The 24,540-nt window shown below is 66.1% G+C and carries 22 protein-coding genes; 15 read left to right on the top strand and 7 right to left on the bottom strand.

Annotated features, from left to right (window positions below):
* Window positions 1–5 precede the first annotated feature (5 nt).
* Window positions 6–1,019, bottom strand: a complete 1,014-nt coding sequence (locus tag SCD90_RS01960; RefSeq protein ID WP_319842934.1) for a DUF808 domain-containing protein — start codon at window positions 1,017–1,019, stop codon at window positions 6–8.
* Window positions 1,020–1,234: 215 nt separating this feature from the next.
* Window positions 1,235–2,137 carry a LysR family transcriptional regulator gene (locus SCD90_RS01955; protein ID WP_319842933.1) on the bottom strand — a complete coding sequence of 301 codons (903 nt, stop codon included), beginning with the start codon at window positions 2,135–2,137 and terminating at the stop codon, window positions 1,235–1,237.
* Window positions 2,138–2,224: 87 nt separating this feature from the next.
* On the opposite strand from SCD90_RS01955, the gene SCD90_RS01950 reads away from it, so the two are divergent.
* Window positions 2,225–3,259 (top strand): aldo/keto reductase, encoded by a 1,035-nt coding sequence (locus SCD90_RS01950; protein WP_319842932.1) that lies wholly within the window; start codon window positions 2,225–2,227, stop codon window positions 3,257–3,259.
* A 12-nt stretch (window positions 3,260–3,271) separates the two neighbouring features.
* Window positions 3,272–4,471: an MFS transporter gene (locus SCD90_RS01945; protein ID WP_319842931.1), complete on the top strand. Its 1,200-nt coding sequence runs from the start codon at window positions 3,272–3,274 to the stop codon at window positions 4,469–4,471.
* A gap of 270 nt (window positions 4,472–4,741) precedes the next feature.
* On the opposite strand, the gene SCD90_RS01940 is transcribed toward SCD90_RS01945, so the two are convergent.
* From SCD90_RS01940 to SCD90_RS01930, 3 genes are read right to left on the bottom strand one after another with little or no spacing between them, the layout of a single operon-like run.
* Window positions 4,742–6,160: an FGGY family carbohydrate kinase gene (locus SCD90_RS01940; RefSeq protein ID WP_319842930.1), complete on the bottom strand. Its 1,419-nt coding sequence runs from the start codon at window positions 6,158–6,160 to the stop codon at window positions 4,742–4,744.
* Window positions 6,157–7,371, bottom strand: coding sequence for an NAD(P)/FAD-dependent oxidoreductase (locus SCD90_RS01935; RefSeq protein ID WP_319842929.1), 1,215 nt, complete (start codon window positions 7,369–7,371; stop codon window positions 6,157–6,159). The genes SCD90_RS01940 and SCD90_RS01935 overlap by 4 nt, the downstream gene beginning before the upstream one ends.
* Window positions 7,368–8,753 (bottom strand): NAD(P)/FAD-dependent oxidoreductase, encoded by a 1,386-nt coding sequence (locus SCD90_RS01930; protein WP_319842928.1) that lies wholly within the window; start codon window positions 8,751–8,753, stop codon window positions 7,368–7,370. The genes SCD90_RS01935 and SCD90_RS01930 overlap by 4 nt, the downstream gene beginning before the upstream one ends.
* 82 nt (window positions 8,754–8,835) lie before the next feature.
* Between SCD90_RS01930 and SCD90_RS01925 the strand changes: the two genes are divergently transcribed.
* The 13 genes from SCD90_RS01925 (at window position 8,836) to SCD90_RS01865 (ending at window position 22,844) form a co-directional block, all read left to right on the top strand.
* Entirely contained in the window at window positions 8,836–9,624 is a 789-nt protein-coding gene (locus SCD90_RS01925) for a DeoR/GlpR family DNA-binding transcription regulator (protein ID WP_319842927.1), read from the top strand.
* Complete coding sequence (locus SCD90_RS01920) at window positions 9,621–10,319, top strand: type 1 glutamine amidotransferase (protein WP_319842926.1); 699 nt, start codon at window positions 9,621–9,623, stop codon at window positions 10,317–10,319. Before SCD90_RS01925 ends, SCD90_RS01920 begins: the two co-directional genes overlap by 4 nt.
* A gap of 121 nt (window positions 10,320–10,440) precedes the next feature.
* On the top strand, window positions 10,441–11,382 hold the full coding sequence (locus SCD90_RS01915) for an aminotransferase class IV (RefSeq protein ID WP_319842925.1): 942 nt from the start codon (window positions 10,441–10,443) through the stop codon (window positions 11,380–11,382).
* Between the two features lie 105 nt (window positions 11,383–11,487).
* Window positions 11,488–12,687, top strand: coding sequence for an ABC transporter substrate-binding protein (locus SCD90_RS01910; protein ID WP_319842924.1), 1,200 nt, complete (start codon window positions 11,488–11,490; stop codon window positions 12,685–12,687).
* Window positions 12,688–12,756: 69 nt separating this feature from the next.
* Window positions 12,757–13,833: an ABC transporter ATP-binding protein gene (locus SCD90_RS01905; protein WP_319842923.1), complete on the top strand. Its 1,077-nt coding sequence runs from the start codon at window positions 12,757–12,759 to the stop codon at window positions 13,831–13,833.
* Window positions 13,830–14,690 carry an ABC transporter permease gene (locus SCD90_RS01900; protein WP_319842922.1) on the top strand — a complete coding sequence of 287 codons (861 nt, stop codon included), beginning with the start codon at window positions 13,830–13,832 and terminating at the stop codon, window positions 14,688–14,690. Before SCD90_RS01905 ends, SCD90_RS01900 begins: the two co-directional genes overlap by 4 nt.
* Window positions 14,690–15,511: an ABC transporter permease gene (locus tag SCD90_RS01895; RefSeq protein WP_319842921.1), complete on the top strand. Its 822-nt coding sequence runs from the start codon at window positions 14,690–14,692 to the stop codon at window positions 15,509–15,511. Before SCD90_RS01900 ends, SCD90_RS01895 begins: the two co-directional genes overlap by 1 nt.
* Window positions 15,512–15,571: 60 nt before the next feature.
* Complete coding sequence (gene pdxR, locus SCD90_RS01890) at window positions 15,572–17,125, top strand: MocR-like pyridoxine biosynthesis transcription factor PdxR (protein WP_319843224.1); 1,554 nt, start codon at window positions 15,572–15,574, stop codon at window positions 17,123–17,125.
* 375 nt (window positions 17,126–17,500) lie between these two features.
* Window positions 17,501–18,820, top strand: a complete 1,320-nt coding sequence (locus SCD90_RS01885) for an ABC transporter substrate-binding protein (RefSeq protein ID WP_319842920.1) — start codon at window positions 17,501–17,503, stop codon at window positions 18,818–18,820.
* A gap of 76 nt (window positions 18,821–18,896) precedes the next feature.
* The gene (locus SCD90_RS01880; RefSeq protein ID WP_319842919.1) at window positions 18,897–19,769 is read left to right on the top strand and encodes an ABC transporter permease; all 873 of its coding nucleotides are present in this window, start codon (window positions 18,897–18,899) and stop codon (window positions 19,767–19,769) included.
* A complete protein-coding gene (locus SCD90_RS01875) occupies window positions 19,766–20,653 on the top strand; it encodes an ABC transporter permease (protein ID WP_319842918.1) in 888 nt (295 codons plus the stop codon). The genes SCD90_RS01880 and SCD90_RS01875 overlap by 4 nt, the downstream gene beginning before the upstream one ends.
* Window positions 20,654–20,664: 11 nt before the next feature.
* The gene (locus SCD90_RS01870) at window positions 20,665–21,771 is read left to right on the top strand and encodes an ABC transporter ATP-binding protein (RefSeq protein ID WP_319842917.1); all 1,107 of its coding nucleotides are present in this window, start codon (window positions 20,665–20,667) and stop codon (window positions 21,769–21,771) included.
* A gap of 56 nt (window positions 21,772–21,827) precedes the next feature.
* Window positions 21,828–22,844, top strand: coding sequence for an alpha/beta fold hydrolase (locus SCD90_RS01865; protein WP_319842916.1), 1,017 nt, complete (start codon window positions 21,828–21,830; stop codon window positions 22,842–22,844).
* A gap of 198 nt (window positions 22,845–23,042) precedes the next feature.
* On the opposite strand, the gene SCD90_RS01860 is transcribed toward SCD90_RS01865, so the two are convergent.
* Together SCD90_RS01860 and SCD90_RS01855 are read right to left on the bottom strand one after the other, a co-directional pair.
* The gene (locus tag SCD90_RS01860; protein ID WP_319842915.1) at window positions 23,043–23,924 is read right to left on the bottom strand and encodes a DMT family transporter; all 882 of its coding nucleotides are present in this window, start codon (window positions 23,922–23,924) and stop codon (window positions 23,043–23,045) included.
* 140 nt (window positions 23,925–24,064) lie between these two features.
* Window positions 24,065–24,382 (bottom strand): DUF1294 domain-containing protein, encoded by a 318-nt coding sequence (locus SCD90_RS01855; RefSeq protein WP_319842914.1) that lies wholly within the window; start codon window positions 24,380–24,382, stop codon window positions 24,065–24,067.
* Window positions 24,383–24,540: the final 158 nt, after the last annotated feature.

Below are 24,540 nucleotides of genomic sequence, written 5' to 3'. Positions count from 1 at the left end.
CGAGCTCAGGCGTGCGGGGTGGCGCCCGCTTCCACGGGAGCCGTGGGCTTGCCCCTGAACCGGCTCCAGAGAGGCACGAAGACATGGCTCACGAGCGGGATCAGGAGCCCGCCGAGGATGAGCCCGACAACGCCCGACGCTGCGGCCGTCACGAGCCATTCCACCAGACCGCCGAAGGGGCCCGCGGGACCTGACGCGGCAAGGGCGGCATCATGGATGCCGTGCCCCAGCCAGCCGAAGCCGAACCCTTCCAGTCCATGCACGATGATGCCGCCGCCGACCCAGACCATGGCCGCCGTGCCCACGATCGAGAGGATCTTGAGGAAGACCGGCATGCCGATGACGAGCCCGCGCCCGACCGCCCGGCTGAGGCCGCCCAAGGCACCGCCCGCCTTCTGGGCAGCCAGGCTGATCCCGACATCGTCCGCCTTCACGATAAGTGCCACGGCTCCATAGACGACGACCGTGATGCCGATGGCGACGGCGGCTAGGATCAGCGCCTGGGTCCAGACATTGCCTTCCGGCAGTGAGGACAGGGTGATGGCCATGATCTCGGCGGACAGGATGAAATCGGTCTTGATCGCCCCGGCCACGGTCTGGTCTTCCAGTTCCTGGGGACTCAGCGCCGCTTTCTGCGCCGTGTCGGCAGGATGGCCGTGATGCCCGAACACGGCTTCGAAGACCTTTTCGGCACCTTCGAAACAAAGATAGGCGCCGCCGATCATAAGCAGCGGCGTCATCAACCAGGGGACAAAGAAACTGATCGCCAACGCTGCCGGCAGCAGGAAGATCAGCTTGTTCTTGAGCGAGCCCTTGGCGATGCGTCCCACGATGGACAGTTCGCGCTCCGCGGCGAAGCCGACGACATAGCGCGGCGTCACCGCGGCATCGTCGATGACGACGCCGGCCGCTTTCGACCCGGCCTTGATGGCCTGCGCGCCGATATCATCGAGCGAGGCCGCGGCCACTTTGGCGAATGCCGCCACATCATCGAGAAGCGCAAGAAGACCGACACTCATTACCTAGTCTCCGGGTGGGCCGCAGCAGAGCACAAAGCTGCTTCCCACGGAACGTTGCTCGGCGCTATCCGGTTCGGCGGCGGCTCAGCCCTTACCCCGAGGCACGCTCATGGGTCTACCAACCTACCATCAAAGATTGGGAACAGACGCCCGAGGATCTCGCGGATTCCTCGAAGCATCAGCAGGTGAGACGCAAAACCGTGCGCGTCTGCTGATCAGTGCAGCCGTGCAACGAGAAAGTCGACGAACGCGCGAACGCGCGCAGGAGTGCTCGTGCCGCCCACGAAGACCGCGTGGATGACTTCGACATCTCCGGGATTGAACGCTTCCAGCAGCGGCACGAGCTGTCCGCCGGCAATCTCGGCTGCGACGCTGAAGCTGCCCACCCGCGCGATGCCGACGCCCGCAGCTGCCAACTGGCCCAGCGTCTCGCCGTTGTTCGCCTCGATATTCCCCCTGACCGAGAGCGCGACATCGCGTCCGTCCATGCGGAAAGGCCAGACGGGCTCCACCCGCCGGAAGTTGAAGTTGAGGCAGTTGTGGTCGTGCAGGTCCTCCGGCACCTCGGGCGTTCCGTGCCTTTCGAGGTAGCCGGGCGAGGCGACGATCACGCGCCTCGTCTCGCCGATCTTGCGCGCGGTCAGCGAACTGTCCGCCAAGGTGCCGAAGCGTATCGCGACATCCGCTTGTCCGGCCGCGACATCCACCAGCGCATCGCTGAGGGCCATGTCGATCAGGATGTGCGGATACAGCGATGCGAATTCGCCGAGCAACGGCACGATGCAGAGCCGGCCGTGCGAGAGCGCGGCGCTGATCCGCAGCCGCCCGCGCGGCACGCCCTGATCCGCTATCTGCTGTTCGGCGTCATCGAGGTCAGCGAGGATGCGGCGCGACGCCTGCAGATAGGCCTGCCCCTCGGCCGTCAGCGAAAGCGCACGCGTCGAGCGAAGCAGCAGGCGGACGCCGAGCCGCTCCTCTGTGCGATCGATGGCCCGGCTGACGGCGGAAGGGCTCATATCCATGCTGCGGGCGGCCGCGGAAAAGCTGCCATGCTCCACCACCGCAGCGAAGAGCGCCAGTGATCGCGCCCGGTCCGCGCCGCCCGTCTTTGCGTCCAATGCACAGATCCTCTGCCCGCGCACAGTCTAGCCGTGGGGCTGAGGGCGCGTCCATCTATGCACCTGGATAACAACAGGATGCGGATCATGGAATATCGGCAACTCGGATCGTCTGGACTGCGCGTGCCGGCACTGAGCTTCGGCACGGGCACATTCGGCGGCAAGGGGCCGCTGTTCAGCGCGTGGGGCGCGAGCGATGCGGGCGAGGCGCGGCGGCTGATCGATGTGTGCCTCGATGCCGGGGTCACGCTGTTCGACACGGCCGACGTCTATTCCAGTGGCGCGTCCGAGGAGATCCTGGGCGAGGCGATCCGTGGCCGGCGCGACCGGGTGCTGATCTCGACCAAGACCGGCCTGCCCATGGGCGACGGACCGCAGGACTGGGGCGCGTCGCGCAGCCGGCTGATCCGGGCGGTGGAGGATTCGCTGCGAAGGCTCGGCACCGACACCATCGACCTGCTCCAGCTTCACGCGTTCGACGCCTCCACGCCTGTCGAGGAACTGATGGGAACGCTCGACCAACTGATCCGCGCCGGCAAGCTGCGTTATGCCGGCGTCTCGAACTATCCCGGCTGGCAGTTGATGAAGGCGCAGGCCGCCGCCGATCGCCATGGCTGGCAGCGGCTGGTGGCGCATCAGGTCTATTATTCGCTGGTCGGCCGTGCCTATGAGGCGGACCTGATGCCGCTGGGCCTGGATCAGGGCATCGGCGCGCTGGTGTGGAGCCCCCTCGGCTGGGGACGGCTCACGGGCAAGATCGGGCGCGGGCGTCCGATGCCCGCATCGAGCCGGCTGCACGAGACGGAACAGTTCGCACCGCCGGTGGAGACCGAACTCCTCTACCGCGTGGTGGACGCGCTCGAGGCGGTGGCAGCCGAGACGGGCAAGACCGTGCCGCAGATCGCCATCAACTGGCTGCTGCAGCGGCCGACCGTCGCCTCCGTCATCATCGGAGCACGTACCGAAGAGCAGATGCGCGAGAACCTGGGTGCTGTCGGCTGGTCGCTGACGCCGGGGCAGGTGGCGGCGCTGGATGCCGCCAGCGACGTGCTGCCGCCTTATCCGCATACGCCATACCGCCAGCAGGAGGGCTTTGCCCGCCTCAACCCGGCACTGGTCTGAGGAGACAAAGCCATGAAGCTCAACCCTGGACTGATCGCCCTCTCCATCGGCGCCTTCGGCATCGGTGTTACCGAGTTCGCGCCCATGGGCCTGCTGCCGGTGATAGCGGGTGATCTCGGCGTGTCGATCCCGGCCGCCGGACTGCTCATCAGCGCCTATGCGCTGGGGGTGATGATCGGCGCACCCCTGATGATCCTTGCGACGGGCCGCGTGCCCCGGCGCACCCTGCTCATAGGGCTGGCGGCCATCTTCACGGCCGGCAATGTCCTGAGCGCCTTGTCGGACAGCTACGGCATGCTGCTTGCCGCGCGGGTGCTGACGTCGATGAACCACGGGGCCTTTTTCGGCGTCGGGTCCATCGTGGCGGCGAACCTGGTGCCGCCGAACCGTCAGGCGGGGGCGGTGGCCGCCATGTTCATGGGCCTCACCATCGCCAATGTCGTCGGCGTGCCGCTGGCGACCTGGGCAGGCGAGCATCTTGGCTGGCGTGCCTCCTTCTGGGGCATCGCCGTGCTGGGCGTCGCGACGATGGCGGCCCTCCGGCTGACCTTGCCCTTTCTGCCTGCCCCTGCCACGGGCAACGCACTGCTGGAACTTCGCGCGCTTACGCGGAAAAGAGTCCTGGGCGCGCTGGCTTTGACCGTGGTCGGGTCTAGCGCGATGTTCACGGTCTTCACCTACATCACGCCCATCCTGCGTGAGGTGACCGGTGCCTCGCTCGGCTTCGTGACGGCTATGCTGGTCATTTATGGCCTGGGGCTGACCCTCGGCAATTGGCTCGGCGGCAAGTTCGCGGATCGTTCGGCCGACCGCACGCTGATCGTGACTTTGGCCTCGCTCTCCGCGGTCCTGGTCGCCTTCGCGCTGCTCATGCCCTTCGCGTGGCCGACCGGTGTGCTGATCTTCCTGTGGGGTATCGCGAGCTTTGCACTGGTGCCGCCGCTTCAGGTCCGCGTCATGGCAGCAGCAGGCGACGCACCGAACTTGGCCTCGTCCGTCAACATCGGGGCCTTCAATCTAGGCAATGCGCTCGGGGCTGCGCTCGGTGGCGGCGTCATTGCCAGCGGATTCGGCTACCCTGCGGTCGCGCTTGCCGGCGCCGTAACCTCGGCGGTCGGTCTGGCGGCGGTTCTGCTGGCGAGCCGGTCGCCCTCGATGCCGGCAGCGACGAAGGTCTCCTGCTCGCCGGGGCCAACCACAGAGGTCGTCTGAATGCACTCAAAGGCGCCGGCACTCCAGCTGGCGCGACGGAGGACGATGCGGGGCCGCCACGACCCTTACGGGTGCGCAGCGGCCCCTTACCGGCCGGGTTCTGGAGACGCAGCCGGCTACTCTGCGTTGCATGAATCGTGCCGAAGAGACCAGGAAGACCATGGCCTATGAGCATCCGCGCAAAACCGCTCCATCGAGGGTTCTGCAATCGCGCTGCGCCTTCCTCTAAATCGAGATCCCTGGCGCCTTCGGAAACATCCGATGACCGGCCTATCGGCGCCAGCCGGAACTCATGGCGATCGCGCGCCGGAAGCGGTCGATCCGGCCATGGCGGTCGACCCCCGGGTCGGGCCGGTAGGACGTGCAAGCCGATGGATATTCGCCGAGTGATGTTCCGGCGCCTTCCGCCGCCATCTGTGCGATGCCCCAGGCGGTCCGTTCCCCGTCATCGCTGACGATCATGGTCCGGCCGGTCACGTCGGCGAGGAACTGGACGAGATAGCGGCTGCGGCTCAAGCCGCCGTCGATCGGGATGCCCTGGGCCAGCGCGATCTCGGCGTCCATGGCCTCCAGCACCTCGGCGGTGCGGAGCGCAATGCCCTCGAGAAGAGCCTGCAGCATGTCGACCCGGCTGGTCGCGCCGCTCATGCCGATCCACAGCGCGCCGGCCGTGCGGTCCCAATGCGGACAGGCAAGGCCCGACAGCGCCGGCACGAAGACGAGGCCGCGATCCACTGCCGGCAGTGCCTCGAAGCGGTCAAGCTCCTCCACTTTGCTCAGCAGCCCGATGCGCATGACCCATTCCACGGCGGCGCCGGCATCATAGACCCCGCCATCCACCGCATAGGTGCGGCCTGCGGATGAGGCCCAGCCCACCGTGGGAACAAGGCCGCGTTCCGATGCGGAGATGATCCGCTCACCCGTCACCGCGAGCACGAAGGCGCCGGTGCCGAAGGTGATCTTCGCGTCACCGGGCCGTCGGCAGCCATGTCCATAGAGGGCGGCTTGCTGGTCCACGGCGGAGGCCGTCACCGGCACGCCACGGATCGTGCCGAACGGGCCAATGGTAGGCCGTATTTCCGGCAGGCAATCCGCTGGCACGCCGAACAGGCCGCACAGGTCCTCGTCCCATCGGCCGGTGCGGATGTTCATCAGCGAAGTGCGCGACGCGGTCGTCACATCGGTCGCGAAGTTGCCGGTGAGCCTGTCGAGGAAATAGGCGTCGGTGGTTCCGAGCCGCAGATGGCCAGTCCGAAGAGCGTCGCGGGCGGCGCTGCAATGCTGGATGATCCAGTGCAGCTTCGATGCGGAGAAATAGGCATCGGCCGGAAGCCCGCTGAGCTCCGCGATCCGCTCCGCGCCGCCATCGCGGGCGATCCCGTCCACCCGCTCGGCCGTCCGGTTGTCCTGCCAGACGATGACCGGCGAGAGGGGTTCGCCCGTGCCCGCATGCCAAGCGAGGCAGCTTTCGCCCTGGTTCGCGAGGCCGATGGCGTCCACGGGACCCGCGGCGCTGATGCAGGCGCGGACATTGTCGAGTAGCTCCCGCGCATCGTGTTCCACCCAACCGGGCTGGGGGAAATGCTGGGCGTGGCGGACGCTGTGCACCATGTGCACCGACGTGTCCGCGCTGTCGGTCACCATGCCGCGCGTCGAGGTGGTGCCCTGATCGATGGCGAGGATCTTCATGCGCTAGGCCCTGTTTGGACGGTCAGGCTTTCCGTCACGCCCGAGGGCAGTGGCAGGGCGATGCGCCGGGCGGGCATCGCCGTCCCGCCCACGCGGGCCAGAATGGTCGAGCCGGCGGCCACGGACAAGCCGCGCACCGGACGTTCGACGCGCAGCTGGAGGCTATCGAGCCCGCCTTCGCCGGGCACCAGCCTCTGCGGCACGGCGTAGGCCACGCCGGCGCCACGATGCACCGCCACCTCGCGGCCGGGTGGGGGAAGCCCGCCGGCAAGCTCCTGCGCCATGAAGCCGGCGATCTGGCCGCCCTCGGCCCAGCACCAGCCGGCGGTCTCGACGGGGCGCAGCACGTTGCCGGCAGCGAAGATGCGCGGATCCGAACAGCGGCCGAACTGGTCGATGACAGGTCCGCCGGTGCCGGCATCCACGTCCAGCCCGGCGATGCGGGCGAGAGCCGATTCCGGGGTGAAGCGACCCGCGAACACCACCCCATCGCAAGCGATGTCCTCGGCGGAGCCATCCGGGAAGCCGAGCGTGACGGCCTCCACGCGCGGGCGGCCCCGGATGTCCAGCACCCGGGCTCCGTAGCGCACCGGAACACCCAGCAAGCGCGGTAGCGCCATGAAAGCCGGGCGCACCAGCGGGTAGGGCGTTTCCTCCACCATCATCACCGGTCTCATGCCTCTGCCCCGGCAGGTCAGCAGCGCCGACAGTGCCACCAGTTCCGTGCCGAGGATGAGGGGTCGGCGGAACGCTGCGAGCTGCGGCGGCATCGCCTGCAGCGCGCCAGTGTTGATCACGCCGAGCGGGCGCTCTCCCGAGATCAGGCGCGCAGCACGCGGCATCTCGCGGCCGCCCGTGGCCAGCATGATCCGGAACGCCCGGATCAGCGCGGGGCCGTCGTCACCCGTCACGAGGACGCTGAGATCCTCGTCGCGGTCGATGGAGACCACGCTGGTGCGGAGACGGATTTCGGCGCCCGCGACGATTGCTCTTTCGGCAAGCCGGCGCGCATAGCCGCGCCCCGTCAGAATGCGCCCGAATTCGCGCATGCCGAATGGCGAATGGTGGCAATGGCGCGGCACGCCCCCGGCCTCCGCCTCGCGATCCACCACGAGAACCCGTGACACGCCGCGTTCTCTCAGCCGCGCGGCGGCGCCCAGCCCGGCAGGTCCCGCGCCGACGATAAGGACGTCGCAGCGATGCTCGTTCACGCCTCCGCTCCCGCCGGCAGGGTCATGGGCACGGAGAGCCTCCCCTCCGTCAGTGCCGCGAGCCGGGCATGGCAGCCAAAGCCCTGGCAGCGACCCATGGTGCAACGCGTGCGCCGCTTCAGGCCTCCCAGATCGCGCGCCGGCAGTGGTCCGGCGAGGGCGGCTTCGATCTCGCGCCGTGTCACCAGTTCGCAGTGGCAGACCATCTCCCCGAAGCCCGGCATCGCCCAGTCTCGGGGCAGGTGCTCTGCGAGGTTCGGCATGCGCGGGGACACCGGCGTAGCGACCTGGCGGTGCGGGGATGTGTGCGCATAGAGCCCGTGGACATAGCGGGCGATGCCGAGCGCGGCCGTCATTCCCGTGGAGCGGATGCCGCCGACCGTGATCCAGTTACGCTCCGGTCTGTGACGGATGCGGTAATGCTTTTCCTCGGTGGCGGGCCGCAGGCCGGCATAGGTCGCGGTCACCGGCATGCCCGCAACGGCCGGCAGCATGGCCTCCGCCTCCCCAATCAATCCGCGCAGCGTGGCCTCGTCCGTCGCCGCCCGGTCCCGGTCGTCCTGCTCCTCCGCAGTCGGACCCACGAGCAGGTTGCCGAAGGCCGTGCGGCACAGCACGACACCTTTCGTGCGCTCGGTGGGAACGGGCAAGATGATGGTGCGCAGAAGCGCGGCGGCCGCCTTGTCGAACACCACGAACTGGCCCTTGCGGGGCCGGATCTCGAAGTCCGCCTCGCCGAGCAGCGCCCGGTCCAGCCGGTCGCCGAACAGCCCGGCGCAGTTGATGACCGTCCGGGCACGCAGCATTCCGTGCCGCGCGGTCTGAAGAGACCAGGCTTCGCCATCGAAGCTGCCCGACGCGACTTCGGCGTCGAACAGGATGCGGGCCCCATGCGCTTGGGCCTGCAGCAGGTAGGCCAGGAATGGCGACCATGGGTCGATGACGTGTTCGCGCGGCACCAGCAAGGCTTCGAGCGCGCTGTCGGCGAGGTGGGGCTCCCGTTGGCGGATCTCCGCCGCGTCGAGCCGCTGCACATCGTGAATCCCGTTGGCGATGGCTTGATGCTCGATGCCGTCCAGCGCGTCCCGCTGCTGCGGCGTCCAGGCAACCACCATCGCGCCGGTTTCGAGCACCGGCAGGTTCATGCTCTCGCGTAATTCCATGTATTCGGCATAGCCGTCGCGGATGCAGGCCTGTTCGAGGCTGCCGACCGGGGCGTCGAACCCCGTGTGGAGGATGGCGCTGTTGGCCTTGCTGGCACCGGACAGCAGGTCCGCGCCCTTCTCCAGCACCACCACCCGTGCGCCTTCCAGCGCGAAGCGGCGGGCCATGGCGCAGCCCACCGCGCCCGCACCGATGACCGCCACATCTGCCGTATCCATGCAGCCTCCTCTGGGCGGATTCCATACCCTGTTGACTATTCAGTCAAGTGCGGTGACTGTTCGGTCATGAACTGGGGGCTTCATGACACCTGAGGAGCGTCGGCAACGCATCGTCTCCGTTGTGCAGGATCGCGAGCGCGTCAGCGTCGACGCTCTCGCGGAGATGCTCGACGCCTCCCGCGAGACCATCCGGCGCGACCTATCGGAGCTGGATGCGCTGGGCTGGCTCCGCAAGCATCACGGCGGCGCCAGCGCGGTGGAGCCGGCTCTGTCCGAAGCCTTGCGGGAGGGTCCGTTCCGGGAGCGGATGCGCGACGCCCTGCCGGCCAAGCGCGCCATCGCCCGCGCGGCCATTTCGCTGTTCCGGCCGGGCGACAGCCTTTTCATCGACACCGGCACCACGACGCTCGTCTTCGCCGAGGAACTGGCCCGCGCGCGCGATCTCACCGTCATCACCAATTCCAGCAAGATCGCCGCTCTGGCAGGGCGAGGCGAGGGCAATCAGGTCTTCCTTCTCGGCGGACGCTACCGGGAAGACGGCGGTGAAAGTGTCGGGCCCATCGCGGTCGACCAGGCACGGCGGTTCCATGCCATGCATGCGGTGCTCACGATCGGCGCGCTGGACTCCGCGGGCATCATGGACTTCGACCCCGAGGAAGCGGAGATCGCACGGGTGATGGCCGAGCAGGCGCGGGACGTCACCGTTCTGGCCGATTCCGGCAAGTTCGGCCGTTCCGCCTTGTTCAAGGTTGCCACGCTCGAAGCCGTGACCCGGCTGGTGACCGATGCGGCCCCTCCGCGCGAGACCGAAGCCGCGCTGCGCGAGGCGGGAGTGAAGACGGTGCTGGCCGGCAGTCGGGAAGCGCCATGAACGTCCTCGCGGTCGAGAACTTCCCCGGCACGCATCTCGGCCTGATCGGCCCCGCGCTGGACGAGGGCGGCATCGAGGTCGATCTCCGCTGCATGCATGCCGGGGCCGCCTTGCCGCTCGGCCACGCCGGCTATGATGGCCTCGTGATCCTCGGCGGCGACCAGAGCGCATTGGCTGATGACACGCACCCCTATCTGCCGGCGCTGGCACGACTGGCCGTGCAGTTCGCGGACGCCGACAAGGCGGTGCTCGGTGTCTGCCTGGGCTCGCAGATCCTCGCGCGCGGCTTTGGCGGCCGGAACATCCTGGATCGGCCCATCGAGATCGGCTGGCAGACCGTGACGGCCACGCACGCCGGCCGTGCCGACCCGGTGATCTCCGCGCTGGGCGACGGCGCACCGCTGTTCCACTGGCATCGCGACACCTTCGATCTTCCGGGGGAGGCCATCCGCCTTGCCTCCTCGGCGCAGACCCCCAACCAGGCCTTCCGGGTCGGCCGCGCGGCCTATGGCCTGCAGTTCCACTTCGAGGCCGACCGCGCGCTGGTGGCGCAATGGCTCGAGGCCTACCGGGCGATGCTGGACCGCGACGCGCCGGAATTCGTGCAGCGGCACGCGGAGCAGGAGGGCACGCTGGGCGTCGAGGCTGACCGGGTGGGCCTTGAGATTGCCCGCCGCTGGGTGGCGCTGCTGTGAGCCGCATCGGGGCGCAGGCCGGAAGTGGCACCGTCACTTTCCGCAAAAGCGGCGCTTTTTGCATGGGCCGTTTGCGAGGAACCTGCATCACCGCCGCGGGGGCGGGTGCACGGAGGATGACATGACGGAACCCAGCCCGAATTTCTCGAAGGGCGCGGCCTATATGAACGGCCAGTTCATTCCGATCGCCGAGGCCAAGATCCCTGTCGGCGACTGGGGCTTCGTGCATTCCGACGTGACCTATGACGTCGTCCACGTCACGGACGGCGCGTTCTTCCGCCTCGAAGACCACCTCGACCGCTTCCACCGATCGCTCGAGGGCTACCGCCTCGATGCCGGCGTGACGCGCGACGAGATGCGCGAGATCCTCGGTAAGGTGGTGGCGCTGAGCGGCATCGAGCGCGCCTTCGTGGCCATGATCTGCACGCGCGGCGTGCCCAAGGTCTATGGCTCGCGCAACCCGCTGGACTGCCAGAACACCTTCATCGCCTATGCGGTGCCATGGGTGGACGTGATCAAGCCCGAGGTGCAGGAGCGCGGCGCGCATCTGCTGATCGCCTCGATCCCGCGCATCTCCCCCAAATCGCTCGATCCCACCCTCAAGAACTATATGTGGCGCGACTTCACGCGCGGCATGTTCGAGGCGCTGGACAAGGGCTTCGACACCTCCATCCTGCTCGATCAGGACGGCTACCTGACCGAGGGCTCGGGCTTCAACGTCTTCATCGTGAAGGACAAGAAGGTGATGACGCCGGATCGCGGCGCCTTGCGCGGCGTGACCCGCCAGTCCGTCCTCGACCTCTGCCCGGAGCTTGGTCTCGAGCCGCTGGTGTGCCCGATCACCTTCGACGACGTGATGGATGCCGACGAGGTGTTCACCACCACCACGGCCGGCGGCGTGATGCCGTGCGCCCGGGTCAACGACAAGATCTACGGCAACGACCGTCCGGGCCCCATCAGCGCGAAGCTGAAGGACCTCTATTGGCAGAAGCACAAGGAAGGCTGGCACATGACGCCGGTCAATTATGCAGACGCGGAACACCCGTTCTCGAAAGCGGCCTGAGACTTAAGAAAATGCCGGGAGCGGGCCTTGGCCCGCTCCCGGGGAGAGAAGCACCAGACGGGCGTGGACCAGATTTTCCTTCCAACCAGAGAAGAGGGCGTGGCCATGACCAAGACCAACACAGGTTCGCTTGCCGCGGCGGCTCCGCCCGCCCAGGCTATGGATCGCCGCACTGTATTGAAGACCATGGCCGCCGGGGCGGTGGCGACCCTTGCCGCACCCTATATCCGGCCTGCTTCCGCCGCGCCCTCGCAGCTTCGCGCGCTGATGTGGGAAGTCTACGCCGTGCCGGAACTGGTCGGCGCCTTCGAGGAGAAGCACAAGGTCAAGTTCTCGCCGACCTTCTTCGACGGCAATTCCGAGGCCTACAACAAGCTGCGCGTAGGCGGCACGCGAGACTTCGATCTCGTCCAGGCGGACGGCTTCTGGCCCGGCCTCTACTTCCGCGAGAAGCTGATCCGCGCCATCGACTACGCCAAGATCCCGAACACGAAGAACGTCTATCCCGTCTTCGCGCCCGACAGGTTCAAGCTGCTGACCGACGAGGCCAGCGGCCAGCATTTCGGCGTCACCTGGTGCTGGGGCAGCTACGGCGTCACCTACAACACCGCCGACATGCCGAAGGACACGGTCGCCAGCATCGAATGCCTGTTCGACAAGACCTTCGCCGGGCGTCTCGCCACCAGCGCCCGCTTCGAGGAGAACATCGCGCTGACGGGCATCCTCGTCGCCACGCGCATGGGTACCAAGGACAAGCCGAGGCCGGACGGCAAACCGTTCAACCCCTATGTGCTGACGGATGAGGAACTGGCCGAGGTGGAGAAGCTGCTGATCCAGCAGAAGCCTCTCCTGCTGACACGCTATCAGGACAACACCACGCTGCAGCAGCTTCTGGAGAGCGGCGCCATCGTGGCCGCGCCGGAATTTGCGCAGACCTATCGCGTCCTCGTGCAGAAGAAGAACAAGGGCGAGATCGACGCCAATTTCGGCCACCAGCTCATCCCCAAGGAGGGCGGTCTCGGCTGGGTGGACACCTGGCTCGCCACCACCGGCGTGCAGGATGGCCCGGCGCTCGATCTCTGCCACTCCTTCATGAACGAGATGCTGGCGCCCGAGGCCATGAAGACGATTGCCCAGGTGGCGGGGTCTTCCTCCACCGTGGACATCCGCTCCATTTCCACCCCGGAAGACCAGACGCTCTTCCTGATGGACCGCACCGACGAGCTGGCGAACATGTACATGTTCGACCAGCCGTCCTCGACGGAGAAGTGGGAGCGCGTCTGGTCGCGCATGCAGGCCGCCTGATCCTGCCAGCGTTCCGCCGCTCCGGGTGCGTGCCCGGAGCGGTTCCCGCCTTTCCATCAGGAGATCAGTGTGGCCTACATCACCCTCGACGGCGTCTCGAAACAGTATGGTGGCGTCTGGGCCGTCGACCGCGTCACCATGGCCATCGAGAAGCGCGAGTTCGTCTCGCTGCTGGGCCCGAGCGGCTCCGGCAAGACGACGCTCCTGCGCATCATCGCCGGGCTCGAGAAGCCGAGCCAGGGCCGCGTGCTCATCGACGGCGAGGATGTGACCGACCTGCCGCCGCACCTGCGCGGCGTCGCCATGGTGTTCCAGGAATTCCTGCTGTTTCCGCACCGCACTGTGCGCGAGAACCTGGCCTTTCCGCTGCGCATGCTGAAGCTGCCGAAAAGCGAGATCGACAGCCGGGTCGAGTGGGTGCTCGGCATCCTCTCCCTGCGCGGACTGGAAGGCCGCTACCCCAACCAGCTTTCCGGCGGACAGCAGCAGCGCGTGGCGCTGGGCCGCGGCCTTGTCGGACGCCCCAAGGTGCTGCTGCTCGACGAGCCGCTCGCCAATCTCGACCGCGAACTCAGGCAGGAGATGGAGGTCGAGATCCGGGCCCACCAGACCGATCTCGGCATCCCGTTCGTCTACGTGACGCACAACCAGGAAGAGGCGCTCAGCATGAGCGACCGCATCGCCGTGGTGCGGGGTGGCCGCATCGAGGATTTCGCGGCGCGCGAGGAGATTTACGACCGGCCGAAGACCGCGTTCATCGCCGGCTTTGTCGGGCGCTCCAACCGCTTCGAGGGCGTGGCCACGCACAGCGGCGACGGCACAATCGTCCACGGCAACGGGGCCGAGCTCCGTGCCCGCAGCCATCCGGCGCTGGCTGAAGGCGCGCCGGTGACGGCCTTCGTGAAGAACGAGAAGGTTCGCCTCCATCCGCCGGGTGCCACAGGCGTCCTGCCGAACGCGATACCGGCCCGGATCAAGCATGTGATCCTGCGGGGCTCCTACGCCGAGTACCTGATGACGTGGAGCGGCGGAGAGCTTGTCGCCAGCCGGCCGCGCAGCGAGGCCGACTATCGGGAAGGCATGGAGGTGACGGCGCGCTGGGATGTCGCCGACGTCGATCTGTTCAAGCCGGAGGCCGCGAAGTGAAGGGGCGCCTCGCGCCGAAGCTTTTCCTCGGCATCCCCACCGTCTTCCTGCTGGCGCTGTTCGTTGTGCCGCTCCTGTCCATGGTGGTTCTGAGCGTCTGGCGCACGGAGAACTACCACATCATCGCGGACGTCAATCTCAACAACTATCATGTGCTCGCGACCGGCGGGGCCTATGTCACCTTCCTCATCCGCTCGCTGGTGATGGCGACGGCGGTGTCGCTGATCTGCACGATGATCGCCTGGCCCGTGGCCTATGCCATCATCCTGTATGGTGGGCGCTACCGGCTGCTTCTGACGCTTGCCTTCGCGGTGCCGTTCCTGACAGGCGAGGTGCTGCGCGTCATCGCGCTGCAGGGCCTGCTCGGGCCTCTAGGCCTCGTCAACGGCGTGCTGATGGCGCTCGGCTCCGCGCCATTGCGGGCGATCATGTACACCAACGTCGCCAGCGCCATCGGCCTCGTCTACCTGTACCTGCCGATCGTGGTGACGGTGATCTACCTGTCGCTGCTGAACTTCGACCAGCGCCTCATCGACGCCGCCAAGATCTTCGGCGCCAGCCCCGTGCGCGCATTCTTCGAGGTGACCTGGCCGCTCAACCTGTTCGGCACGCTGATCGGCTTCGCGCTCTGCTTCATCCCGTGCCTGTCGGCAACGCTCGCGCCGCGCTTCCTGGGCGGTCCGAACGGCACACTCTACGGCATGGCCATGGCCCAGCAGTTCGGTGAGTCCGGCACATGGGCGCTTGGCGCCGCCATGGGCGTCGTGCTGTTCGCCGTGTCGATCCTGCTGGTGGTCCTTGTCGGCCTGACGATCGACCTGCGGCGGACCGGGTTTACGGGCTTCGGGAGGGGCTGATGCGTTTCAAGCCGGCCAAGATCGCGCTGCTCGCAGCCGTCGTCATCTCCTACCTGTTCCTGTACCTGCCGGTGCTGCACATCGCGCTCGCGAGTTTCGCCCGGAACTTCAACTTCCCCTATCCACCCAAATGGTCGATGGCGACCATGGGCCGGCTGTTCTCGAATTCGCTCTACCAGACCGCGCTCGGGAACAGCCTCGTGCTCGGCTTCGCGGCGGCGGTTCTGGCGACCGCTCTCGCCGGCCTCGCCACCATCGGCGTCATGCGCCACGCCGGGCGGAAGGCTCCGTTCTTCATCGCCTTGTTCATCGCGCCGCTGTTCGTGGCCGAAATCCTGCTCGGCATCTCCTCGCTGATCTTCAACGGCCTGTTCCTTGGGCTTCAGGGCAATCTTGTCTCTGCCGTGCTGGCCAATGTGGTGCACTGCTTCAGCTACGCCTTGCTCATCATGGCGACGCAGCTCTACCGCTACGACTGGCGGCTCGATGATGCCGCCATGGTGTTCGGCGCAAGCCCGGCGCGCACCTTCTTCGAGGTGACCTTGCCGCTGATCTGGCCCGGCCTGCTGGGAGCCTTCATCGTCACCTTCATCATGGCCTTCAACAATCTGGAGATTTCGTTCTACCTCCTAGGGGCCACGCCGACCCTTCCGTCGGTGGCATGGGGCGCGCTCCGCTATGGCGTAAAGCCGGAGCTCTATGCCCTGGCGACCTGCGTCAACCTTGTCGTGCTGGTCGTCCTCGTCGGCATGTTCATCCTGATGCGCACGGGCCTCGCCACGTTCGGCCATCGGCCGGAGCGGGAGCGCAGCGCCGTCTGAGGCGTGGTGGCGCGGAACTTGCTCATCCCCCAGCGGTGAACGCTGGAGAGTTTGAAGACCGTGTCGCTTCTGGACGCCCTGGCCGTGGATTTCGGCCGCAGGCCGGATGAACCGCTGCACCGGCAGCTCTATGAAAGGTTGATCGACGACATCGAGGCCGGAGCAATGAAGCCCGGCCAGAAGCTGCCCTCGACGCGCGACCTTGCACAGACATTGGGCGTTTCGCGCAACACCATCATGCTGGCCTTCGAGCACCTGATCTCGGAAGGTTTCCTGGAGCCGGTGTCGGGGTCCGGCACCTATGTGGCGCGGGAGCCGCCGCCGCGCCCTTCCACGTCCCCTCCGCGCATCAACCCGGCCATCACGGCAGCGGGAAGCCTCGACCGGGTGTCAGGCCTGACGGAGGTGCCCGCCACTTTGCGCCACATGCGCAGGCCGGTGCCCTTCCGCGCCAATTTCCCGGCGGTGGACGCGTTTCCGGTGCGGCGCTGGGCCGGGCTGGCGGCCGAGATCTATCGGGACATGGACGCCGAAACGGCAGGTGAACTGCTGGGAGAGGGGGATCCGCAGGGTTATGCCCCCCTGCGCGAGGCGATCGCCGAGCACGTCGCATCGAGCCGCGGCCTGTCCTGCCGGGCCGAAAACGTCATCATCTTCGCCGGCACCCAGCATGCCATCGACCTGGCGTGCCGCATCCTCCTGACGCCCGGCGAGGAAGCCTGGTGCGAAGACCCGGGATATGACGGCATCTATGCCTCCGTCACGGCCGTGGGAGGACAGCCCGTTCCGATCCCGGTGGACGAGAACGGGTTGATGGTGGCGCGGGCGCTGGAACGGGCGCCGGATGCCAGGCTGGCCTATGTCTCTCCCTCCAAGCAGTTTCCCATGGGGATGGAACTCAGCCTCGATCGCCGCCATGCGCTGCTCGACTGGTCCGCCCGGACGGGCGCGTGGATCCTCGAAGACGACTACGACACCGAGTTTCGCTATTCCGGGCGGCCGCAGCCCTCGCTGCACGCCTTGGGCCGTCACGGACGGGTGCTGTATTTCGGCACCTTCAGCAAGACGCTGTTCCCGAGCCTCCGGCTCGGCTTCGCCGTGGTGCCGGATGCGCTGGTCGAGCCTTTCGTAGCCGCCCGCACCGTCATCGGCCGCTACTCGCCCATCCTCGAACAGGCCCTGGTCGCGCGCTTCATGCGTGACGGGTATTTTGCGAGCCATGTCCGCAAGATGCGGAAGCTCTACGCCCAGCGGCAGACCTGTCTTCTGGAGTGCACGGAGCGACTTCTGTCCCCGTGGATGACGGCCTCGCCGACCGCGACCGGCATGGAAGTGGTCGCGCAATTAAAGCCTGGGCTGAGCGGGCGCAGGCTGGCCGCGGCCGCAGCGGAAGCAGGGCTCGAGATCATGCCTCTGTCCGCCTTGGCGCGAGAGGCCGAGGTGGATCATCTCGTCAGCCTGGGGTTCTCCAGCTTCAACGCCGAGCAGATGGAGCACGGCTTCCTGGTGCTCCGGACAGTGCTTGAGCGGATCGGCGCGGCGCAGGACGGGGCTGGAGCCGGTGCGCCCGGCTTGCGGAAACCTGTGGCTTCGCCGGCTGCGAACGAGACCTGATCGCCCGCAGTTCATCCCGTCGAAATTCCTGCCCCCAGCAAGGCCGGCTTCTGCTCGCCTGGCTGCTCTATGGGGCGCGTTGCAGGATCGTAGGCGCCGAATTGGCGGCGCTCACACAGCTCGACTATCGGCGCTTGGGGCGAAGCAATCTCGGCAAACACCGCCAAGCTCGGCAAACCTGAACATAAAACAGGAGGGATGATCAATTATCATCCAGTCAAACGGTTTCTTTATGTAAGAAATATAGCCGTGTTGCCTACTGTCTGAACAGGGTGGCTGCTAGCACATATTCAATGTAAAAGTAACTACGGTAAAGTACGAATACATCGTCGGTGCTCACAGGGCTGATGATCGTTCCTACGGGTAGGGGCGATCATGAGCGAAGAGAAGAAGACGAATTCGGGTTCCTCGAAGATCACCCGAAGGGACATCTTGCTCGGTGGCGCTGCGGCGGCCGGTGCAGCCATTGGATCCGGAGCCGTTACTGGCTTCCCGACCATCTGGGCGCAAGAGATCAAGGATATCGAGCTCCGTCATGTCGGCGTGTCCTATTCGGTGGTGAAGGCGATCGGCGATCAGGCCTCGAAGGACCTTGGCTTCAAGGTCACGATGCAGAACCTCGACACCTCGGCCGCAATCAATCGCTTCATCACGCAGCCGAACACCGTGGACATTCCTGACCTTGAAGGATGGCAGGCGAAGCTGGCCGCCAAGCGCGGTGTCATCCAGGGCATCGAAGTCGCCAGGATCAAGGAATTCGACAACATCCTGCCGATCTTCACCAAGGGTGAGATCGATGGTGCGCCGGTCTCGCGGCAGGGCATCTCACCTTATGAGGCCATGTATATCGAGAAGCCGGATTCGACCGAGCTGCACGATGGCGTGACCCAGTGGGCCACCTTCCTTCCGCAGGTCTACAATGCCGACTCCATCGGTTACCGTCCGGACCTCGTCGGCCACGAAGTAACCGAGTGGAAGGAACTGATCGACCCCAAGTTCAAGGGCAAGGCGGCCATCCTGGACGTGCCCGCGATCGGCATCATGGACGCCGCGCTTTGCTTCGAGAGCGCCGACCTGATCAAGTATGGCAACAAGGGGAACATGACGAAGCAGGAGATCGACTTCACGATCAACAAGCTGATCGAGCTGAAGAAGTCGGGCCAGTTCCGCGCCACCTGGACCACGTTCGACCAGTCGGTGCAGCTGATGGCGGCCGGTGAGGTCGTGATCCAGTCCATGTGGTCGCCGGCCGTTGCCGCCGTGCGCGTAAAGGACGTTCCCTGCACCTATGCGGCGGTGAACAAGAAGGGGGACAAGGAAGGCTATCGCGGCTGGTGCAACGGGCTCGGCCTGATGAAGCATCTGTCCGGCAAGAAGCTGGAAGCCGCCTACGAATACATCAACTGGTACTACAGCGGCTGGCAGGGAGCCTTTGTCGGGCGCTACGGCTATTACAGCCCGGTGCCATCGACTGCCAAGGCACATCTTTCGCAGGCTGAATGGGACTTCTGGTACGACGGCAAGCCGGCGCCCGAGGCCATCAACGATCCCTATGGGGTGCCGATGGAGAAGCCCGGCACGGTACGCGACGGCGGCTCCTTCCTGACACGGGTCAAGAACATCTCGTGCTGGAACACGCTGATGGACGAGTCGGCGTACATGAACAAGCGCTGGAACGACTTCAAGGTCGCCTGACCGGAACGGCAGGGCGGTGCGCCGCCCTGCAACACCAATTCTGTCCCGCGTTTCGTAAGTCGAGGAGGAGCAGAGAATGCTCCCGGCCAAGCTCCGGCGTAATCTTGTCTCGTGGCTCTATATCTCGCCGCTCCTGCTCGTGATCCTGCCGTTCTTCCTGCTGCCCATCCTTGTGGTGGTGGTGGCGAGCGTGTTCGAGACCGACGGGTTCGGCGGGATCATCCCGACGTTCACGCTCGACAACTATGCTGGCATCCTCAGTTCGTCGCTGACGCTGAACCTTTACTACTCGACCATCAAGTTCACGTTCCTGACCTGGCTGTTCTCGCTGATCCTGGGCTTCCTGATCGCCTATTTCCTGGCGTTCCACGTGCGCAACAAGCTGCTCGGCATCGGCCTGTTCCTGCTCTGCACGGTGCCGTTCTGGACCTCGAACGTCATCCGCATGATTTCGTGGATCCCGCTGCTCGGTAAGGAGGGGCTGATCAATCGCGGCCTCATGGGCGTCGGCATCGTCCAGCAGCCGATCGAGGCCTTGCTGTACTCAGACCTCGCGGTCGTCATCGCCTATGTCCACCAGCTGACGATCTTCATGATCGTGCCGATCTTCAACTCCATGGCCCGCATCGACAAACGGGTCGTCGAGGCGGCGGTGGATGCCGGGGCAAGCCGCTTCGACATTATGCGGCTGATCATCATCCCCTTGTCCAAGAGCGGCATCGCGCTCGGCTCGATCTTCGTGATCGCCATCGTGATGGGCGATTTCTTCGTGGTGAAGGTCATGTCCGGCGGCGGCTCGGCCTCGGTCGTCGGGGCGTTCTACGAGGATATCGGGGTGCTGCAATATCCGCCGGCGGCAGCCAGCGCCGTGCTGCTGACCGTGGTGCTGATGGCGGTCATCGGGGTGATCCTGCGCACCGTGAACATCCGGAAGGAGCTGACGCAATGACGGACACGGCGCTTTTCGCCGCCGCCGCCCGGCCGCGCACCCGCGCCATCGCGCCCAGCAGGGGCAGGAGGCCGTGGACGTTCTATGCGCTGGCCACGGTGTTCGTCGCCTATGTTATCGCCCTCTATGGCCCGATGGTCTGCATCTACATCCTGTCGTTCCAGGACGTGAAGGGCGGCCTCGTCTTCCCGATGAAGGGCCTGTCCCTGCACTGGTTCATCGACCTGTTCACCCAGGCGCGCACCGGGGACGTGAAAGGTTCGTTCAGCCGCTCCATCAAGCTTGCGGCCATGGTCACGGTCATTACCGTGGTGGTGTCGTTCATCTCGGGGCTGGCGTTCCGGCGCCGGTTCTGGGGCGACACCGTCATCTTCTACCTGATGATCGGCAGCCTTGTGGTTCCGGGTCTCGTGCTGGGGATCGGGACCGGCCTGCTGTTCACGGCGCTGGGCTGGGAGGCGAGCTGGTACACGTCCGCGCTTGGCGCGCAGCTGTCGTGGACGCTGCCCTTCGGCGTTCTGGTGATGTTCGCCGTGATGTCGCGCTTCGACCAGGCCTGGGAGGAGGCCGCCCGCGATCTCGGTGCCAGCCCATGGCAGACCATCCATATGGTCATCGTGCCGATCCTGGCGCCTGGCCTCGTGGCCGTGGGGCTGTTCGGCTTCACGCTCTCCTATGACGAATTCTCGCGCACGCTGCAGACGGCGGGCTCGCTGAACACGCTGCCGCTGGAGATCTGGAGCATGACGCTCAACGTCACCTCGCCGGCCCTCTACGCGCTCGGCACCGTGACCACGATCGTGTCGTTCCTCGCGATCGGGGCCTGTCTCGCCGTGATCTTTGTGATGCAACGCCGCCGCGCGGGCAGCGCGCCGGCCCATTGAGGATGTGACGGATGGCTCGCGCCCGTGGCGACATCGAACTGGCCGGTATCTCCAAGAGCTATGACGGCGCGACCTATGCCGTCGACGGCGTCAACCTCAGGATCCCGGATGGCGCCTATTGCTGCTTCCTGGGCCCCTCCGGCTGCGGGAAGACGACCATCCTGCGCATGATCGCGGGCCATGAGGACCCCACCAGCGGAGAAATCCTGATCGGCGGGGAGGATGTCGTCGGCCTGCCGCCCGTCGAGCGCCGCACGGCCATGATGTTCCAGTCCTACGCGCTGTTCCCGCACCTCACGGTCCGCGAGAACATCGCGTTCGCGCTGCGGGTGCGCGGGCTTTCCAAGGCGGACCGCCTGCGCTCGGCCGACGCCATGGTCGAGAAGGTGCGCCTGACGGAGCTTGCCGGCCGGCTGCCGGGCCAGCTGTCCGGCGGCCAGCAGCAGCGTGTCGCGCTGGCCCGGGCGGCCATCACCGAGCCGCGCGTGCTCCTGCTGGACGAGCCGCTTTCGGCGCTGGACGAGCAGTTGCGAGTGCAGATGCGCCAGGAGCTCCGCCGCATGCAGCGGGAACTCGGCATCACCTTCATCCACGTCACGCACACCCAGCTCGAAGCCGTTGCCCTCGCCGACCTTGTGGTGGTGATGGAGAAGGGCCGCATCAAGCAGGCCGCCTCTGCGCGCGAGATCTATTCCGCGCCGCAGGACCGCTATGTGGCGGAGTTCATGGGCGGGCAGAACGTGCTGGCGGGCAATGTGCAGTCGCTGGACGGCGCGACGGCCATGATCACGGCAAGCGAACTGCCCGCGTTCGAGATGCCGCTCGGCGCGGGCTCCCGAGTCAAGTCGGGCGACGCCATCGACATTGCGGTACGCCGCGACGATGTCGAGCTCCGGCGACCGGACGGCTGGGTCGCGCCCGCCGGGCGCGCTGCGCTGCCGCGCCGGGTGCTGGCCGTCGAATACCAGGGCAATTTCGTGAAGGTGATGCTCGACGCGGTCGGGCAGGACGAGTTCGTCGCGTATGTGCCGGAGCGCCAGTTCTTCGCGCAGCCCTTCACCGTGGGCGACGTCGTCGTCGCGACCTGGAAGGCCGAGCACACGCGGCTTCTCGTGTAGCGCCGGACAGACACAGCAATCAGGGGCGCCGATCTTTCGGCAAAGGAGAGCTTGGGATGGTCGACTACAAGATGTTCGAGCTGGGTGACTTCGTCCTGCAATGCGGCAAGACGCTGCGCGACGCCAAGCTAGCCTACAAGACCTATGGCACGCTGAACGACGCCAAGGACAACGTGATCGTCTACCCGACCTGGTATTCGGGGCAGCACTACGAGAACGAATGGCTGATCGGCGAGGGCAAGGCGCTCGATCCGGCCAAGTATTTCATCATCATCCCGAACATGTTCGGCAACGGGCTCTCGACCTCGCCCAGCAATACGCCCGCGCCGTGGAACGGGCCCCGTTTCCCGAACGTGACCGCCTATGACAACGTCAAGGCGCAGCACAAGCTGGTGACGGAGCTGTTCGGCATCGAGACCATCAAGCTCGTGACCGGCTGGTCCATGGGCGGCCTTCAGACGTATCACTGGGGCGCGATGTACCCGGACATGGTCAAGCGCATCCTGCCGTTCCAGGGATCGGCCAAATGCTCTCGGCACAATTACGTCTTCCTGGAAGGCGCCAAGGCCGCGCTGCAGGCGGACGCCGCCTATGATTACGGCTGGTACAAGGAGCCGCCGACCAGGGGCCTTCGCGCCTTCGGCCGGGTCTATGCGGGATGGGGCCTGTCGCAGACCTTCTACCGCGTCGAGGGCGACATCAAGCACATGGGCTACGCCTCGCTGGAGGATTTCCTCGTCGGCTTCTGGGAGGGCCTGTTCTACACCCGCGATGCCAATAACCTGCTCTGCATGCTTTGGACCTGGCAGAACGGCGACATCAGCAACAACGAGATGTATGGCGGCGATCTGCCGAAGGCTCTGGGCGCGATCAAGGCCAAGGCCATCCTGATGCCAGCGTCGACGGACCTCTATTTTCCGCCGGAGGACAACGAGATCGAGGCCGGCCACATGCCGAACGCAGAGCTGCGCGTCATCGATACCTACTGGGGCCACTTTGCAGGGGGACCCGGCACCAGCCCGGACGACATAGAGGTGCTGGACGCGGCCTTGAAGGAGCTGCTGGCGAGCTGACTATGGCGGTTGCGCAGCCGATCGGCTGCGCAACCTTTTGCACTTTATGACAAAGCTGCATGATCTCCGCTTCGGGGTCATCGATGAGGTTCGCAGCCAGCGCGATGTCAGGTGAAAGCGGGGCCACCAGGCCGAGCAGGGCCAATGCTGCACGCGTCACCGCGTCAGATCATCATCTCTCGGGGGCCCCCGGGACTCTCAAGCCGGCAGGGTCTTCTGCGCCTTCGAGGGACGACGAAGAAGGAAAAGCCCGCTTCCGACAACCACGGCCCCGCCGATCATCGTCATCAGATCGGGCGTCTCCCGGAAGACGAGCAGGCCAAGGCAGGCTGCAAACAGCAGCCGCGAATAGCGGAACGGGGACACGAACGACACCTCCCCCGTCCGCATTGCCTTTGTCAGTGCGGAATAGGCGATCACGCCCACGGCTGTCGCGCCGGAGAGAAGAAGCCACGTGCTCGAGCGGGGCCATGCTGCGCCGCCTGAAACGGCCAGCAGGATGCCTCCGGCTATTACCAGCATCGCGAAGCCCAGCAGGCCGAGCTGCGTCGTCGACATCGACACCGGACTGCCGCGGGTGGCGAGATCACGACCGGCAAAGCCCAGCGTGCCGAGGACCGCAAAGATGGAGGCCGGCTCGAACCCGTTGAAGCCGGGGCGCAGGATCAGAAGAACGCCAGCGAGGCCGCAGCTCATCGCCAGCCAGCGGTGCCATCCCACCTTCTCTCCGAAGAAAAGCACGGCGCCGAGGGCCACCACCAGCGGGGTGGCCTGCAGGATTGCGGACGCGCTCGATAACGGGGTCAGCGCGAGCGCCAGCGCGAAGAACAATCTGCCTGCGATCTCACATGCCGAGCGGGCCAGCATCAGTTTGGAGAACACCGCAGGGTGATAGGCGCGATCGCCGTTGATCCGCGCGAGTGCTGCGAAGACCAGAAGCCCGGCTGCCCCAAAGATCATCAAGGCCTGGCCGACCGGGATGTCCTTCGCCGCTGCCTTGATCGCCATGTCCTCGACCGCGAAGGCAGCCATGGCCGCGGTCATGAACAGCGCACCACGCATATTGTTCGTCATGCTCATGGCTGTCGAATAGCCCGATCACCCGGTGAAGGCCAATTCCACCTCATAGGTCTGGCTCCCCCCGCATCGGCGAGGAGCGGTGTAGTCGGTGGGGGGCTACGCTTTTGGGCGTGACGGAGGTGGTCGAATGACCCCGAAGCTCAGCGTCCGGGATCCACCAATTCAGAGGCCAGGTTCCACGCGGCTTCAGGGCCCAGGACGACCAGAAAGGAGAGGGCGCAGACGTGAAGTGCCACAATCGCGAAGAGGTAGGAGCGGAATGGCTCCTTGCGTGTCTTGTGCCGCACCATCTGCTGAGCCGACACCGCGCCCAGACTTCCGCCGACGAAGGCGAGCATCAACAGATTGCTCTCTGGCACCCGGCGGTGTCCGCGCACTGCGCATGCTTTGTCATAGACGAAGGCGAGAAAGGCCGTGACGTTGATGACCATCAGGAAGAGTGCCGCACCCAGGATCATGAAGGCTTTCCGTGCTCGGACGCTCACCAGCAGGCGTCTTCACATGCTGCCGAATGGTAGGGGATGGGCTGAACCGGCACCAGAAGAAGCGCGTGCCTGAGGCGCGGAAACCCCTGCGTCAGCAGGCACTTTGAGGCAGTCGCGCAGTGGGCGACCGG

Origin of the sequence: Terrihabitans rhizophilus (genome assembly GCF_033898525.1) — a bacterium.
Lineage (GTDB): Bacteria > Pseudomonadota > Alphaproteobacteria > Rhizobiales > Methylopilaceae > Flaviflagellibacter > Flaviflagellibacter rhizophilus.
The sequence above is the reverse complement of the archived record's forward strand: the minus strand, read 5'-3'. Positions and strand labels throughout refer to the sequence as shown.